Genomic DNA, 13,348 nt, shown 5'->3' with positions numbered 1-13,348 from the left:
ATCCCTGCACCAATCGCGCCATTTCCCGCCGGTTCGTCGCACGACGCTTTCTTCCCGTCGCGCTCCGGCGTAAAGTGCCCTTCATCGCAGCGCCCGGCAGCCACCGAATGCCCGGGCCGCTGCCTATGCTGCAGTGCATCACAGATTTGCACGCGGTTTGTGGAGCAGAAGGAGGGAGAGAGATATGCGCATGTCGTGCGCGGTGCCGTCACGGCTCAATATTCTTGCGCGAGACCTGCTGTTCGTGCTCTGCATGAACACCGTCATCGCGGTCAGCCTCAACTATGGCTTCCAGACCGGCGGCACGCTGGTACAGAACTTTGTCTACAGCCAGCTGATCGGCCTGTCGATCTGGGTACTGATCGACGTGCCGCGCGTGCTGATCTGGTGGAACGACCGCCCGCGCCGCTGGCCGTTCATGTGCCTGGCCGTGGTAGCCGTGCCGATGGGCGTGGTGCTGGGCAGCTGGGCCACGCGCGAACTGCTGCACCTGCCCGAGAAATCCGCGGCCGCCACCGGCGACATGCTGCGCATGTGCCTGATCGTCGGCATGCTGGCGTCGGCCAGCATGATCTATTTCTACTGGTCGCGTGAAAAGCTGGCCTATCTGGAACGCCAGGCGGCGCTGGACGCCCTGCAGCGCGAGGAGGCCGAAAAGCAGCTGGTGCGCGCCCAGTTGATGGCGCTGCAGGCGCAGATCGAGCCGCACTTCCTGTTCAATTCGCTGGCCAACCTGGACGGCCTGATCGCCACCGACCCGCGTGCGGCGCGCCAGCTGCTGCAGCGGCTGATCGGCTTCCTGCGCATGTCGCTGTCGCACACGCGCGCCGAGCATTGCACGCTGGCGCAGGAATTCGAACTGCTGCGCAGCTACCTCGACATCCAGGGCATGCGCTTCGGCGTGCGGCTCGACTACGCCGTGGATTTGCCGCCGGCGCTGGCCGATGCCGAGATTCCGCCGATGCTGATCCAGCCGCTGGTGGAAAACGCGGTCACGCATGGCATCGAACCCTGCATGCGCGGCGGCAAGATCGTGCTGTCCGCACGTCAGGCCGAGGACGGCAGCCTGCAGGTGCTGATTGCCGATACCGGCGTGGGCTTCTGCCAGAGCGGCAAGAGCGGGTCCGGCCTGGGCCTGACCCATGTGCGCGAACGGCTGGCGCGCATTTTTGGCGCGGCGGCCACGATGCAGATGGAAGAAAACGTGCCGCGCGGCGTGGTGGTGCGGCTGACGCTGCCGCTCACGCGCAGCACCGAGCCGACCTTCGTGCCGATGCGCGCCGCGCCGGACGCGCGCCCTGCGCCGCCCGCCACCGTGGCGCCGGCCATCTCCCGTACCTGAGCGCGCCCGAGCCCCGCCCCCTGAACCGTTCTGTCCCTGACATCCGTCCCCCATGTCTCCGACCCTGCTGATCGCCGACGACGAGCTGCTGCTCGCCCGCGTTCTCGAAGCCGAACTGAAAGCCCTGTGGCCCGAAGCCACGATCGTGTCCGTGGTGCATGACGGCATGGCCGCGCTGGACGCCGCGCGCGCCCACCGGCCCGACGTGGCCTTCCTGGATATCCGCATGCCGGGCATGAGCGGCATGGACGTGGCGCGCGAACTGATCGAGTTCGACCACCCGCCGCTGGTGGTGTTCGTCACCGCGTACGACCAGTTTGCGCTGGAAGCCTTCGAGCGCGCGGCGGTGGACTACGTACTGAAGCCCGTGCAGCACGAACGGCTGGAGGCCACGGTGGGGCGCCTGAAGGCGCGCCTGAGTGCCAAGGCCGCCGAAGCGGGCAGGGCGGCCGGCAACGACGAGGGGGATGACGGCGACGAGGCAGCCGCCACCGACATCGGCACCATGGTCGACACCGACCGGCTGGCGCAACTGCTGCAGCGGCTGGAGTCGCTGGAGCAGCCCGCCGCCGCCCCGCGCGGCCACTACCTGCGCTTTATCAAGGCGCTGGTAGGGCAGGAAGTACGCATCATCCCGGTCGATGAAGTGGTGTATCTGGAGGCCACCGACAAGTACGTGAACGTGGTGTCCACCGGCGGCGAGGCGCTGATCCGCACCAGCCTGCGCGAACTGACGCAGCAGCTGGACCCCGACCGCTTCTGGCAGATCCATCGCGGCACGGTAGTCAATATCGATTGCGTGGCCAGCGCCGTGAACCAGTCGCTGGGGCGCCTGTCGCTGAAGCTGCGCGACCGGCCGGAGTCGCTGCCGGTTGCGCGGCAGTACGCGCACCTGTTCAAGCAGATGTAGGGCCTCCCGGGCCGGTGCCGAACGGGGCCGACCGGGCCGGTATGGGCCGCCTGCACCACGGCGGGGAAAACGGGCGCGAAGGTTCCGCTGCCACGCGGCTTCCTCTACCATGGGGTTCCCTGTTCCCTGTTCCCTGTTCCCTGTTCCCTGTTCCCTGTTCCGTCAGCCAAGGATTGCGCCATGCAGCGAGTGTTTGTCTACGGCACCCTTCGTGCCGGCGAGGTCAACGATCTGAACCGGGCCGCCGCGCGGCATGGCATCGGCGCGGCGACGCTGGTCGGCACGGCCAGCATTGCCGGGCGGCTCTATGACTTCGGCACGTATCCCGGCCTGGTGCTCGATGCGTCGGCCGGCCCGGTGCTGGGCGACGTGTACGACATTCCCGACGCGCTGCTGCCGGTGCTCGACGAGATCGAAGAGGTCTATCCCGGGCAGGCCACGCTGTTCATCCGCGAAACGCAGGCCGTGATGCTGGACGGCGCGCCGACCGATTGCCTGCTGTACCCGGTGGCGGACGCTGCGGTGGCCGGGCTGGCCCGCATCGACGGGGGTGACTGGGTGGCCTATCGCCAGGCGCGTGACACCGCCGCGGCGGCCTGAAGACGAAACATTTCAAACGCCGTCACGCGGCACGTGACGGCGGTAGCATGGCTGGCGATGACATCCGGTGCTGTCAACGCACAACGCCCGCCCATGACCCAGCCGCCCCCGCCCGCGCCTTCCGCAAGGGCTCCGCTTCGATTCCATGTCCAGTCCGGCCGTGTCCGCCTTGCCGCCTCGGCCTGGGGCGATCCCACGCATCCCGTGGTGGTGCTGGTGCATGGCTATCCCGACAACAGCGAGGTGTGGCACGGCGTGGCGCAGGCACTGGCGGCGCGGTTCCATGTCATTGCCTACGACGTGCGCGGGGCGGGGCAGTCCGATGCACCGCCTGACGTGGCCGACTATCGCCTGGAACGGCTGGCCGACGACTTCATTGCCGTGATCGACGCCGTGTCGGCGGACCGGCCGGTGCATCTGGTGGGCCATGACTGGGGATCGATCCAGGGCTGGGAGTTCGTGACCGATCCGCGCCTGTACGGCCGCATCGCCTCGTTCACGTCGTGCTCGGGGCCGTGCCTGGACCACGCCGCCAGCGCGTTGCGTGCCGGTGGCCGCCGCAGTCTCGGGCAATGGGGCGCCACGCTGCGCCAGGCGCTGGCGTCGTGGTACATCGTGTTCTTTCATATCCCGCTGCTGCCCGAATGGAACTGGAAGCTCTGGCTCGGGCGCGGCTGGCCGTTCTGGCTGCGCCACACCGAAGGGCTGCACGTGCCAGCCAATCCCACGCAGACGGCGGACGGCATCCACGGGCTGCGGCTGTATCGCGCCAATCTCCGCGCACGGCTGCGCGCGCCGCGCGAACGCCGGGCGCATGCGCCGGTGCAGGTCATCGTGCCTACGCGCGACCGCTACGTGCGGCCCGCCGTGACCGAGGATCTGGGCCGCTGGGTGGCCCGGCTATGGCGCCGCCAGATCGATGCGCATCACTGGCTGCCGTTGTCGCATCCGCAACGCATGGCGGCGATGGTGGGCGAGTTTGTCGACCATCTCGATGGCGCGGCCGCTTCACCTGCGCTGGAAGCCGCCCGTGTCGACCCGGAGGCTGCCAGAATTTCATGATGCGGAATGATGTTTTGGTCCGCAAAAATCCGGGCGTGATAACGGCCCCGGCATTTCTCATCCTGAAAAATGTCTTGCCGTATCGTGAAAAGACGAAGCTAACGCTTTGATTTTTATCAATTAAAAAACTGTGCGCCGGCGACCATCGGCGCTTGTTGCAACGCGGGAAGGTTCTCTACACTCTTATATAAGACACATGACCTGAGACGCCAAAGACACAGCGTCCCGGGTCCCCCGGGCAAGCCGCCGCCGGGGAGCCGTCGCCGATTTCCATGCCATCTCGACATTGCTACAGGAGAGTGAACATGACGACCCGCCAACAACAGATCGATGCCCTTCAAAAGGACTGGGATAGCAACCCGCGCTGGAAGGGCGTGCAACGTCATTACACGGCCGAAGACGTGGTCAGGCTGCGGGGTTCGGTCCAGATCGAGCACACGCTGGCCCGCCGGGGCGCGGAAAAGCTCTGGCAGCTGCTGAACACCGAGCCGTTCGTCAATACGCTGGGTGCGCTGACGGGCAACCAGGCCCTGCAGCAGGTCAAGGCCGGCCTGAAGGCCATCTACCTGTCGGGCTGGCAGGTGGCTGGCGATGCCAACCTGGCCGGCGAGATGTACCCGGACCAGTCGCTGTACCCGGCCAACTCGGTGCCGATGGTCGTCAAGCGCATCAACAACACGTTCCAGCGGGCCGACCAGATCCAGTGGAGCGAAGGTACGGGCGACACCGACTTCTTCGCGCCGATCGTGGCCGATGCCGAGGCCGGCTTCGGCGGCGTGCTGAACGCATTCGAACTGATGAAGTCGATGATCGAAGCGGGCGCCGCCGGCGTCCATTTCGAAGACCAGCTGGCGTCGGTGAAGAAGTGCGGCCACATGGGTGGCAAGGTGCTGGTGCCCACCCGCGAGGCCGTGGCCAAGCTGACCGCCGCGCGCCTGGCCGCCGACGTGTCGGGCGTGCCCACGCTGGTGATCGCGCGCACCGATGCCGAGGCCGCCGATCTGGTGACCTCGGACGTGGACGAGCGCGACCAGCCGTTCCTGACCGGCGAGCGCACCGTGGAAGGCTTCTTCCGTTCAAAGGCCGGCATCGACCAGTCGATTGCCCGCGCGCTGGCCTACGCCGAAGTGGCCGACCTGGTGTGGTGCGAAACCGGCAAGCCGGACCTGGAGTTTGCGAAGAAGTTTGCCGAAGCCGTGCATGCCAAATTTCCCGGCAAGATGCTGGCCTATAACTGCTCGCCGTCGTTCAACTGGAAGAAGAACCTCGACGATGCCACGATCGCCAAGTTCCAGCGCGAACTGGGCGCCATGGGCTACAAGTTCCAGTTCATCACGCTGGCCGGCTTCCATTCGCTGAACTACTCGATGTTCAACCTGGCCCACGGCTACGCGCGCAACCAGATGTCGGCCTTCGTGGAACTGCAGGAAGCCGAGTTTGCCGCCGCCGAGAAGGGCTTCACCGCCGTCAAGCACCAGCGCGAAGTGGGCACCGGGTACTTCGACGCCGTGACGCAGACCATCGAAGGCGGCCAGTCGTCGACGACCGCGCTCAAGGGATCGACCGAAGACGAACAGTTCTTCGACAAGAAGGTGGCCTGAGCCACCTGACCGGAAAGGGGATTCGGGGACGGCGCGCGACCATCGCGCCGTCAGTTTGGCACCGCGCCGCAAGACCTGCGGCGCGGCTTTTTTCGGGAGGCACCTTCGTTTTTCTGGCACCTCTCGGTGTGGGAGCTATCGGTAGACGATCACCGGAATATCGGTATGCGTGAGCACTTTCTGCGTTTCGCTGCCGAGCAGCAGGCCTGACAGGCCGCGCCGGCCGTGCGAGGCCATGAAGATCACATCGCAGCCATGGCGTTCCGCCGCGTCGATGATGCCCAGGTACGGCACGGCGAAGGTGGTCATGTCGGCGTCGAAGGGCAGGCCGGCGGCCACGGCAGCGTTCTCGATTTCCTTCAGGTACAGCCGGGCCTGGTTCTCGATGCGTTCCTTGAACGCCTGGGGCGCCTCGACCACGATCTCGCTGAAGGGCGTATACGGATATTCCTCAAGACAGACGTAGGCGGTAACGCGGGCATTGATGGCCTTGGCCAGTTCCAGGCCGCCGTCTATGGCCTTCTTGGACAGCTCCGAACCGTCGGTGGGCAGCAGGATGTGCTTGAACATACCGGACTCCTTTCGCGAGTGGGAACGGGTGCAGGCCAGCGCGGCGCCTGTCTGCATCGATTGTAGTCAGTGTGCAGTGTTCGTCATTGTGAAATATCAAGATTCTGCGATTGACAGCGCACGGACGGTGCTACGCGACGACGGCGTGGACTTCGGCGGCGGCGCTGCTGGGCGCCTGTTCGGCGCGGCGCCAGTAGGCCGGGTTGCCGTAGGTGTTCTTGAGATGGTCGATAAACAGTCGCACGCGCAGCGGCAGGTGCTTGCGTTGTGGAAAGACGGCGTGGATGCCGATGGGCGGCGCCTGGAATTCGTCGAGGACGGTCACCAGCCGGCCGCTGCCGATTTCCTGCCCCACTTCCCACCAGGAGCGCCAGGCCAGGCCGTGACCCTGCAGGCACCAGGCGTGGAGCACGGCCCCGTCGGTGCATTCCATGTTGCCGCCCACCTTGACGGTGACGGCGCGGCCGTCCTGCTGGAACACCCAGCCGCGCTGCACGTTGGCGCTGGCGCCGAAGTGCAGGCAGTTGTGGCGGGCCAGGTCATCGGGCAGGGCCGGGGTCCCGGCGCGCGCCAGGTATTCGGGCGACGCCACGACCACGCGACGGTTTTCGGCCAGGCGGATCGACACCAGGCTGGAATCGGGCAGGTCGCCCAGGCGGATGGCGCAGTCAAAGCCCTCGTTGACCAGGTCGACCACGCGGTCGGACAGGTCGAGCGTGAGCGTGACGTCGGGATGGGATTCGATGAACAGCGGCACCAGCGGCGCCACGTGCTTGCGGCCGAAACCGGCCGGCGCGGTGATGCGCAGGTGGCCGCTGGCCTTGACCCCGCCGGCGGAGACGCTGGCTTCGGCATTGTGGAGGTCGTTGAGGATGCGCTGGCAGTCTTCGAGAAACGCGGAGCCTTCGAACGTCAGGGTGATCTTGCGGGTGGTGCGCACCAGCAACTTGACGCCCAGCCGCTCTTCCAGGGCATCGATGCGGCGGCCGATGATGGCCGGCGCAACGCCTTCGGCGGCTGCGGCAGCGGACAGGCTGCCACGTGACGCCACCGATACAAATGTCTCCAGTTGCTTGAAGTGGTCCACGAAAGATAGCTCGGTTGTAGGCGAGTCTTGAGAAGGATGGCCAAGATTAGTAGTGCAAAAGTAAAAGATCAAGTGACAGCGCGCCTATTTGCCGCACTGCAGCGCATCACTAGAATTCCATGCATTCAATCGTGTACAGGTCCATTCAGTCCTTGGCGTTTTGAGAGATGAACAAAATCCGCGCGGTCCTCTTCGATGCTTACGGCACGCTGTTCGACGTGTATTCGGTCACGGCGCGCGCCGAGCAGCTGTTCCCGGGCAAGGGCGAGGCGCTGGCCCTGCTGTGGCGCGAGCGGCAGATCGACTACACCCGGCTGCGTTCGCTGGCCGCGCCGGACGGGGCGCGCTACAAGCCGTTCTGGGACATCACGATCGATGCCCTGCGCTATGCCGCCGAGCGGCTGGCATTGAAGCTCGATGACACCGCGCAGGCGCAGCTGCTCAAGGAATATGCGTGCCTGTCGGCGTTTCCGGAAAACCTGGCGGCGCTCAAGCGCCTGCGGCGGGCCAACCTGCCGCTGGGCATCCTGTCCAACGGCAACCCGGAGATGCTCGATATCGCGGTCAAGAGCGCCGGCATGCACGGGCTGTTCGACCATGTGCTGTCGGTCGATGCCGTGAAGCAGTACAAGACCGCGCCGGCCGCGTACGCGCTGGGCCCGAAAGCCTTCGACCTGCCGGCCGGCGAGATCCTCTTTGTCTCGTCGAACTGCTGGGATGCCTGTGGCGCCACGTGGTTTGGCTACACCACCTACTGGATCAACCGTGCCGGCCATCCGGCGGAGCGCCTGGACGTGGCGCCCACCGGCACCGGGCACGACATGAACGACCTGCTTGCCTTCGTTGCCGCCTCGGGCGCAACGGTCTGACAGGCGGGCCCCCTTGAACACACCATCGCACCATCGCACCTACAGGAGAAGACTGATGGCTATCACGCTGCCCGCGGGCATGAAGATTACCGGCGAGATCCTGCCGGCTTACGAAGACATCCTCACGCCGGAAGCCCTGGCCCTGGTCGACAAGCTGCACCGCGCCTTCGAGCCGCGCCGCCAGGAACTGCTGGCCGCGCGCGTGGAACGCGCCAAGCGCCTGGACGCCGGCGAAATTCCCGATTTCCTGCCGGAAACGAAGCACATCCGCGAAGGCGACTGGAAGGTTGCCCCGGTGCCCAAGGCGCTGGAATGCCGCCGCGTGGAAATCACCGGCCCGGTGGAAGCCAAGATGGTCATCAACGCCTTCAACTCGGGCGCTGACAGCTACATGACCGACTTCGAGGACTCCAACACCCCGAACTGGCACAACCAGATGCAGGGCCAGGTGAACCTGAAGGCCGCCGTGCGCCGCACGCTGACGCTGGACAGCAACGGCAAGCACTACAAGCTCAACGACAAGATCGCCACGCTGCAGGTGCGTCCGCGCGGCTGGCACCTGGACGAAAAGCACGTCACGATCGACGGCAAGCGCGTCTCGGGCGGCATTTTCGATTTCGCGCTGTTCCTGTTCCATAACGCCCGCGAGCAGATCGCCCGCGGCGCCGGCCCGTTCTTCTACCTGCCGAAGATGGAAAGCCATCTGGAAGCGCGGCTGTGGAACGATGTCTTCGTGATGGCCCAGAAGGAAGTTGGCTTGCCGCAAGGCACGATCAAGGCCACGGTGCTGATCGAAACCATCCTGGCCGCGTTCGAAATGGAGGAAATCCTATACGAACTGCGCGACCACAGCGCCGGCCTGAACGCCGGCCGCTGGGATTACATCTTCTCGTGCATCAAGAAGTTCAAGGTGGACAAGAACTTCTGCCTGGCCGACCGCGCCAAGGTGACGATGACCGCGCCGTTCATGCGCTCGTACGCGCTGCTGCTGCTGAAGACCTGCCACAAGCGCGGCGCGCCCGCCATCGGCGGCATGAGCGCCCTGATCCCGATCAAGAACGATCCGGAAAAGAACGCCATCGCCATGGAAGGCATCATCAGCGACAAGCGTCGTGACGCCACCGACGGCTACGACGGCGGCTGGGTGGCCCACCCGGGCCTGGTCGAGCCGGCGATGAAGGAATTCGTGGCCGTGCTGGGCGACAAGCCGAACCAGTTCGAGAAGCAGCGCATGGACGTGGAAGTGAAGGCCGCCGACCTGCTGAACTTCCAGCCCGAAACGCCGATCACCGAACACGGCCTGCGCATGAACATCAACGTCGGCATCCACTACCTGGGTGCCTGGCTGGCCGGCAACGGCTGCGTGCCGATCCACAACCTGATGGAAGACGCCGCCACGGCCGAGATCTCGCGTTCGCAGGTCTGGCAGTGGATTCGCTCGCCGAAGGGCAAGCTCGAGGACGGCCGCAAGGTCACCGCCGAACTGGTGCGCGCGCTGATTCCGGAAGAACTGGCCAAGGTCAAGGAAGTGGCCGGCAGCGGCCCGACCTACGACCGCGCCGCGAAGATCTTCGAGCAAATGTCGACGTCCGAAGACTTTGCCGAATTCCTGACCCTGCCGCTGTACGAGGAAGTCTGACCCTCCGTTGCCTTGTGTGTGCGCCCCGCTCCCGCCTGTGGGAGCGGGGCGGAAGAGAGGGGAGAGGGGCTGGCAGAACCGCCGACCCTCTCCCCCAAACGCCTTTCCCGCATGCGGGAGAGGCGCCCCCCTCAGGCGCTTGCTCGCGCGCCGTAGCCGGTTCCCTTCCACTCGATAAAACACAGTCCGTGCCCGAACGGGTCGGACAGCATCGCCTGGCGGCCCCAGTCGAACTCCCGTGGCCAGTCTTCGATTTCCGCACCGGCGCTGAGCGCGCGCTCGATGGCCGGTTCCAGCGACTCGACCACGAAATCCAGATGCACCGGGGTCCAGTGCCGCACGTAGTCGCGCCGGGTGTCGGCCCGGGTAGTGGCCAGCGTGCCCGGCGCCTTGGCCAGCAGATACACCGGCGCGCAGGCGCCGTGCAGCTCGGCCACCGTGCCGTCGAACAGCTTGCGGTTGAGCCGCAATCCCAGTCCTGCCTCATAAAAGCCGATGCCGCGGTCAAGGTCATCGACGTCGATGTTGATCAACAACTCCATGCCTGCCTCCTGAGCGTTCTCCCGATGCGCGGCGCAGGGCGGCCGCTCCTGACGGCTCCTGACGCATTCCGGACACCGGGCCAGCATTGTGCGCCCGGCCTCCTGACACAAGCTGTCAGGAGTGATGTGCAGGCCGCCACCCCGAACGGGTGGCCCGGGGACGGACAGCGGCGCGCGGGAGGCCCCATAATACGGAAATCTACGATCTGGAGAGTCAAGTTGCGATTCGAACACCTGGTGGAAATCAATGACCCAGGCAACCCCACGCTGGAGCCGCTGACGCCGGACCAGCTCTGGCAGGGCCTTGTGCTGCGGGCGGAATCGCCGGAACTGTTCATGCTCGGGCTCGATAGCGCCGAGATCGTCGGCCGGGGCGACGGCTGGATCGAGCGCGTGCTGCATTTCGGCAAGGCCAGCGTGAGCGACCGCGTGGCCTACGAGCCGCGCCGCGCGGTGCGGTACGAGTCGGCCCCGACGGCCGAGCACGCGGGCGGTACGCTGGAGATGATCATCGAGACCCCGGCGCCTGGCGCGCTGCTGGTCCGCTTCATCTACCAGACCACCATGCCCAACGTGGACGCCAGCGGCGACAACCGCTACGCCGAGATCGTCAAATCCGCCTATCACGAGACCGATCTCGATACGGTCCGCAAGATTCGCGAAATCGCTGCGACGGGACGGCTCGGGTGAGCCGCCCATCCACTGCGCCGGCACGTACCGGCAGCGGGGATGCCAACGGAGGAGGAACTGGCGGACCGCAGGCGCCGGGCGGACCCGGGGAGACGGAGCCATCGTCCGGGCGTCGCGGCGGCCCGACCCGTGCCGACCTGCGCGCCCGCCATGGCGACCGCCTGCGCTGGCTGATCCTGGTCACGCTGATGCTGGGCACGATGTCGTCGATCGTGTCGTCGACCATCGTGAACGTTGCCATCCCCGATCTGAGTCGGCATTTCGACCTGGGCCAGGAGCGCGCCCAATGGGTGGCGGCCAGCTTCATGATCGCCATGACGCTGTCGATGCTGCTGACGCCGTGGCTGCTCAACCGCTACGGCCTGCGCCGCACGTTCATCGGCACGCTGGTGCTGCTGGGCGGGGGCGGGCTGATCGGCGGATTCTCGCCCACCTTCGGCGTGATGCTGGCCATGCGCGTGGCCGAGGGCATTGCGGCCGGCATCATGCAGCCGCTGCCCAATATCTTCATCCTGCGCGTGTTCGATGAACGCGAGCAGGGCAAGGCGCTGTCGCTGTTCGGGTTTGGCGTGGTGCTGGCGCCGGCCATCGGGCCCAGCGTCGGCGGCTTCCTGGTCGAGCTGTTCGGCTGGCGGTCCATCTTCTTCGTGGTGGTGCCGCTGACGCTGGCCGGCTGGTGGATGGCGCGGCGCTACATGGCCGTCGATTCGGCGATGATGGGCGAGCGCAAGCCGCTGGACTGGCGCGGCCTGGCCCTGGTGGGCGTGGCGACGGTGAGCCTGCTCAACGGCCTGGTGGAAATGCGCACCAACGCCGGCGAAGGCGTCGGGCTGGCCGTGTTCGGCGTGCTGATGCTGGCGGCGTTCGTGGCGTGGCAGTTGCGCGCGCCCGATCCGCTGATGAACATGCGTCTCTACAGCTATCGCCAGTTCTCGGCCGGTGCCGTGGTGGCCTTCATCTATGGCGCGGGGCTGTTCGGGTCCACCTACCTGCTGCCGGTCTACATGCAGATGGCGCTGTCCTATACGCCGTCGGCGGCGGGCCTGGTGCTGATGCCGGCCGGCATTGCGCTGGCGGTGACCATCGCGGTGGCCGGCCGCCTGACCAACCGCATCCTGCCGCACCGCCAGGTGTCGTTCGGGCTGGCGCTGCTGGCGGGCTCGTTCCTGCTGATGGCCACCGGATCGATGGCCACGCCATACGTGCTGCTGGTGCTGTACGCGGTGATCGGCCGCATCGGCCTGGGCTGCATCCTGCCTTCGCTGACGCTGGGGTCGATGCGGGGCGTCGATTTCTCGATGATTCCGCAGGGTTCCAGCTGCATCAACTTCCTGCGGCAGCTGGGTGGGGCGATTGGCGTGAGCCTGGCCGGGGTGGGCCTGCAATGGCGCCTGGCCGAGCATGGCGCGGTGCTGGGCCGCGGCGGCGACGCGGCGGCGCAGGCCGCGCGCATCCAGGCCTTCGACGAAACCTTTCTGGCCGTGGGGATCGTGATCGCCACGGCCATGCTGGCCGCGTGGCGTATCCGCCCGCGGCCGCTGCCCGGGAACTGACGCCCGCGCCTGCGGGCGTTTCCGATGGTTATTGCAGCAAGGGCAGTTCGTTGCGCTGGTAGCAGACGCCGGCCAGGAATCCGCTCAGCACCGACGCGGCTTCGCGCCCGCCAGCCGGGCGGGCCTGGATGGCCGAGACGGCGAATTCGGTCAGCGCCACCATGGGGGCGGAGGGCGGGTTGCCGCCTTCGACCAGCGCGCGCTTCGCGCCATAGCCGTGCGTGCGCATGTCCACCGCGGCGGACATCGCCGTCGCGGCATAGACGGTGCAGGACTTGTAACGGACGGGATCGTAGGCCGGGGCCGCAGGCTCGGCGGGACGGGACGGCGCACGCGGCGCGGCCATCAGCGCCGTGGACAGCGTCAGCGCGCAAACGCTGAACAGCACTCGGTAGGTCTTCATGTCTTCCTGAATCACGACACTGTTGCCAGATACATTGCGGATGGTCTGGTTATCGGCAGGAAAGACAAGGGGCTGAATGGGGGGAGCAAAAGCGGCGGACGGCCGGGACCGTCCGCAGGGGCAAGGCCAGGTTCAGCTGGCGCGGCCGGCCAGCAGGTCGCCCACCAGTTCGATGTACTTCTGCCTGGCCTCGTCCTGGGTGGTGCCCTTGAGGGCTTCCCAGGCCTCGAACTTGTAGCGGCCGACGAAATCGGTCATGCCGGGCTTGTCGCCGTGGGCGTCGCCCTCGGCACCTTGCTTGTACAGCGCGTACAGGCGCAGCAGCGTCATGTTGTTGGGGCGCTCCGACAGCGTCTTGACGTCGATTTGGGCCTGGTCGAATTGGGCTTGCAGGTCGCTCATGGGGTCTCCGTGTGGCAATGCGTTGGACAGGCGATGATAAGCGCCGCCGGCGTCCGTTTCGGTGCAAAAAAGTCGAGG

At 66.4% G+C, this 13,348-nt stretch carries 14 protein-coding genes; 9 read left to right on the top strand and 5 right to left on the bottom strand.

Annotated elements, in window-relative coordinates:
• Nucleotides 1-184: 184 nt before the first annotated feature.
• From AC3FJ6_RS00175 to aceA, 5 genes are all read left to right on the top strand, one after another.
• Nucleotides 185-1,342 carry a sensor histidine kinase gene (locus AC3FJ6_RS00175; protein ID WP_488770282.1) on the top strand — a complete coding sequence of 386 codons (1,158 nt, stop codon included), beginning with the start codon at nucleotides 185-187 and terminating at the stop codon, nucleotides 1,340-1,342.
• Between the two features lie 52 nt (nucleotides 1,343-1,394).
• On the top strand, nucleotides 1,395-2,252 hold the full coding sequence (locus AC3FJ6_RS00170) for a LytR/AlgR family response regulator transcription factor (protein ID WP_488770281.1): 858 nt from the start codon (nucleotides 1,395-1,397) through the stop codon (nucleotides 2,250-2,252).
• 180 nt (nucleotides 2,253-2,432) lie between these two features.
• Nucleotides 2,433-2,852, top strand: a complete 420-nt coding sequence (locus tag AC3FJ6_RS00165; RefSeq protein WP_488770280.1) for a gamma-glutamylcyclotransferase family protein — start codon at nucleotides 2,433-2,435, stop codon at nucleotides 2,850-2,852.
• A 93-nt stretch (nucleotides 2,853-2,945) separates the two neighbouring features.
• A complete protein-coding gene (locus tag AC3FJ6_RS00160; protein WP_488770279.1) occupies nucleotides 2,946-3,914 on the top strand; it encodes an alpha/beta fold hydrolase in 969 nt (322 codons plus the stop codon).
• Nucleotides 3,915-4,219: 305 nt separating this feature from the next.
• A complete protein-coding gene (aceA, locus tag AC3FJ6_RS00155; RefSeq protein ID WP_488770278.1) occupies nucleotides 4,220-5,515 on the top strand; it encodes an isocitrate lyase in 1,296 nt (431 codons plus the stop codon).
• Nucleotides 5,516-5,650: 135 nt separating this feature from the next.
• On the opposite strand, the gene AC3FJ6_RS00150 is transcribed toward aceA, so the two are convergent.
• Together AC3FJ6_RS00150 and AC3FJ6_RS00145 are read right to left on the bottom strand one after the other, a co-directional pair.
• Nucleotides 5,651-6,085, bottom strand: a complete 435-nt coding sequence (locus AC3FJ6_RS00150) for a universal stress protein (RefSeq protein WP_153945171.1) — start codon at nucleotides 6,083-6,085, stop codon at nucleotides 5,651-5,653.
• 130 nt (nucleotides 6,086-6,215) lie between these two features.
• A complete protein-coding gene (locus AC3FJ6_RS00145; RefSeq protein WP_488770277.1) occupies nucleotides 6,216-7,172 on the bottom strand; it encodes a substrate binding domain-containing protein in 957 nt (318 codons plus the stop codon).
• A 167-nt stretch (nucleotides 7,173-7,339) separates the two neighbouring features.
• On the opposite strand from AC3FJ6_RS00145, the gene AC3FJ6_RS00140 reads away from it, so the two are divergent.
• Both AC3FJ6_RS00140 and aceB read left to right on the top strand, forming a co-directional pair.
• Complete coding sequence (locus tag AC3FJ6_RS00140; RefSeq protein WP_400394846.1) at nucleotides 7,340-8,041, top strand: haloacid dehalogenase type II; 702 nt, start codon at nucleotides 7,340-7,342, stop codon at nucleotides 8,039-8,041.
• Nucleotides 8,042-8,096: 55 nt separating this feature from the next.
• Nucleotides 8,097-9,680 (top strand): malate synthase A, encoded by a 1,584-nt coding sequence (gene aceB, locus AC3FJ6_RS00135; protein ID WP_153945169.1) that lies wholly within the window; start codon nucleotides 8,097-8,099, stop codon nucleotides 9,678-9,680.
• A 131-nt stretch (nucleotides 9,681-9,811) separates the two neighbouring features.
• Here the strand turns inward: aceB and AC3FJ6_RS00130 are convergent, their stop codons facing one another.
• Nucleotides 9,812-10,222 carry a VOC family protein gene (locus AC3FJ6_RS00130; RefSeq protein ID WP_153945168.1) on the bottom strand — a complete coding sequence of 137 codons (411 nt, stop codon included), beginning with the start codon at nucleotides 10,220-10,222 and terminating at the stop codon, nucleotides 9,812-9,814.
• A gap of 219 nt (nucleotides 10,223-10,441) precedes the next feature.
• On the opposite strand from AC3FJ6_RS00130, the gene AC3FJ6_RS00125 reads away from it, so the two are divergent.
• Together AC3FJ6_RS00125 and AC3FJ6_RS00120 are read left to right on the top strand one after the other, a co-directional pair.
• Nucleotides 10,442-10,912 carry an SRPBCC family protein gene (locus AC3FJ6_RS00125; protein WP_488770276.1) on the top strand — a complete coding sequence of 157 codons (471 nt, stop codon included), beginning with the start codon at nucleotides 10,442-10,444 and terminating at the stop codon, nucleotides 10,910-10,912.
• A 137-nt stretch (nucleotides 10,913-11,049) separates the two neighbouring features.
• Nucleotides 11,050-12,465 carry a DHA2 family efflux MFS transporter permease subunit gene (locus AC3FJ6_RS00120; RefSeq protein ID WP_488770761.1) on the top strand — a complete coding sequence of 472 codons (1,416 nt, stop codon included), beginning with the start codon at nucleotides 11,050-11,052 and terminating at the stop codon, nucleotides 12,463-12,465.
• 28 nt (nucleotides 12,466-12,493) lie between these two features.
• On the opposite strand, the gene AC3FJ6_RS00115 is transcribed toward AC3FJ6_RS00120, so the two are convergent.
• Both AC3FJ6_RS00115 and AC3FJ6_RS00110 read right to left on the bottom strand, forming a co-directional pair.
• The gene (locus tag AC3FJ6_RS00115; RefSeq protein ID WP_153945167.1) at nucleotides 12,494-12,868 is read right to left on the bottom strand and encodes a hypothetical protein; all 375 of its coding nucleotides are present in this window, start codon (nucleotides 12,866-12,868) and stop codon (nucleotides 12,494-12,496) included.
• 132 nt (nucleotides 12,869-13,000) lie between these two features.
• Nucleotides 13,001-13,270: an acyl-CoA-binding protein gene (locus AC3FJ6_RS00110; RefSeq protein ID WP_474226611.1), complete on the bottom strand. Its 270-nt coding sequence runs from the start codon at nucleotides 13,268-13,270 to the stop codon at nucleotides 13,001-13,003.
• Nucleotides 13,271-13,348: the final 78 nt, after the last annotated feature.

It is taken from the genome of Cupriavidus sp. 94F1 (assembly GCF_057798875.1).
This window is presented reverse-complemented; position numbering and strand designations above follow the sequence as displayed.